This is a genomic window from Streptomyces pathocidini, assembly GCF_001418495.1.
Taxonomy (GTDB): domain Bacteria; phylum Actinomycetota; class Actinomycetes; order Streptomycetales; family Streptomycetaceae; genus Streptomyces; species Streptomyces pathocidini.
The window spans coordinates 1-1,494 of the sequence record NZ_LIQY01000721.1; the positions used below are offsets into that span (position 1 = coordinate 1).

The 1,494-nt window shown below is 73.6% G+C and carries 3 protein-coding genes; all 3 read right to left on the reverse strand.

The window, feature by feature from the left end:
* Positions 1-167: 167 nt before the first annotated feature.
* Genes AOK16_RS24800 through AOK16_RS29145 form a run of 3 tightly spaced genes read right to left on the reverse strand, consistent with a single transcriptional unit; the run spans position 168 to position 1,297 of the window.
* Entirely contained in the window at positions 168-602 is a 435-nt protein-coding gene (locus AOK16_RS24800) for a rhodanese-like domain-containing protein (RefSeq protein ID WP_055474321.1), read from the reverse strand.
* The gene (locus AOK16_RS24805) at positions 593-1,147 is read right to left on the reverse strand and encodes a cupin domain-containing protein (RefSeq protein WP_055474322.1); all 555 of its coding nucleotides are present in this window, start codon (positions 1,145-1,147) and stop codon (positions 593-595) included. Before AOK16_RS24805 ends, AOK16_RS24800 begins: the two co-directional genes overlap by 10 nt.
* A 60-nt stretch (positions 1,148-1,207) precedes the next feature.
* Complete coding sequence (locus tag AOK16_RS29145) at positions 1,208-1,297, reverse strand: putative leader peptide (RefSeq protein WP_338058507.1); 90 nt, start codon at positions 1,295-1,297, stop codon at positions 1,208-1,210.
* Positions 1,298-1,494: the final 197 nt, after the last annotated feature.

Consider the following 1,494-nt stretch of genomic DNA (forward strand, 5'->3'; position numbering starts at 1 on the left):
TCTTCCTCCAGGGCCCTGCGGGTGGTCCGCAGGGCCCTGGAGGAAGAGGGGGAGGAATGGGACGGGGAAGACGCGTACTGACGGCCTGAGGGGAAGGGCGTACCCCCGCACCCTGACCGCCCGGCACGCCCGGCATGGGGGAGCCGGGCGGCCGGCAGCGGCCACGGTCAGCCGGGAAGTGGTGTCCCCGAGTCGCCGTCGGCCACCGGCAGTCCTGCCGCGCGCCAGGCCTGGAAGCCGCCGTCCAGGTCCGTGGCGCGGTGCAGGCCCAACTGGCGCAGGGAGACGGCCGCGAGGCTGGAAGCGTAGCCCTCGTTGCAGATGACGACGACCCGGAGGCCGTGGCTCGTCGCCTCGGGCGCGCGGTGGCTGCCCTCGGGATCCAGCCGCCACTCCAGTTCGTTGCGCTCCACGATCAGTGCGCCCGGGATCGTGCCGTCGCGCTCGCGCAGCGCCGCGTACCGGATGTCGACCAGCAGCGCGCCCGCTGCCCGCGCCGCGTCGGCCTCCAACGGGCCCAGCCGGTCGAGCTGTTCGCGCGCCTCGGCCAGCAGGGTGTCGATGCCCCGCCGCGTCACCGGTCGTTCCGCCGTCACGCCCATTCCTCCGGCCGCTCGATGGCCTCGAGCCGCAGCACGGGGCCCGTACGGCTGTAGCGCCGCATCAGGGGGAGCGGCGGGTAGTAGGCGTGCACCGAGACGGCGTGCTCCTCGCCGGTGAGGTTCAGGACCTGGTGCACATGGTGCGGGCCGAAGGCGCGGCCCTCTCCGGTGGGGACCGGGCGCTCGCGGTCGACGCCGTCGGTCAGTTCGAGGGTGCGCCAGCCCTCCGTCGGCAGGCGCACCGCGAGGGACTGCTCGGTCAGGGCGCCGGACGCGGTGGCAAAGGCGCCGCGCGAGCCGCCGTGGTCGTGCCAGCCGGTACCGGTGCCGGGCGGCCAGCCGATGATCCAGGCCTCACTGCCGCCGGGACCGTCGAGCCGCAGCCAGGTGCGGCCCTCGGGATCCAGTGGGAGGGAGGCGACGAGTTCCTGGTCGGCGGCCGTACGACGGACGAAGTCGAGCAACTCCGCGGCCGTGGGGCCCGATTCGGGGTTCGGGCGAGGGGCGGAGGCGGGGGCGGAAGACGCGGGTGACGTGGAAGACACGGGTCCGTCCTTGGTGATCGCGTGGGAGCGCGCGGCGGGGCCGCGCGAAGGGGATGCGGATCAACAGGACGGACGACACACGCAGCCCGCGTAGCGAAGGAGGTCCAGGTGGACCCTCCGCCAGAAGCACGGGAGCCGGGTGTCGGTCACGTTGGGGAGTGAACCACGGGCCCGCGCGGGGGTGCAACCGTGGATCGGTCCGCCGCGCCTGGCGCATCGGCTTCTGATGCGCCCCCCTCTGAAACCTCCGTTTCGGACGTGAGGGCCCCGTCTGCGCCCGAGGCCTTCACGTCTGATGCCTCCGCGTCTGACGCCTCCGTGTCCGAACCTGTCTCGTATACACCTCT

What these genes read in the sequence shown, in the direction of transcription:
- AOK16_RS24800 (WP_055474321.1), bottom strand. Translation starts at nt 602, where the DNA reads ATGGGCGTGACGGCGGAACGACCGGTGACGCGGCGGGGCATCGACACC.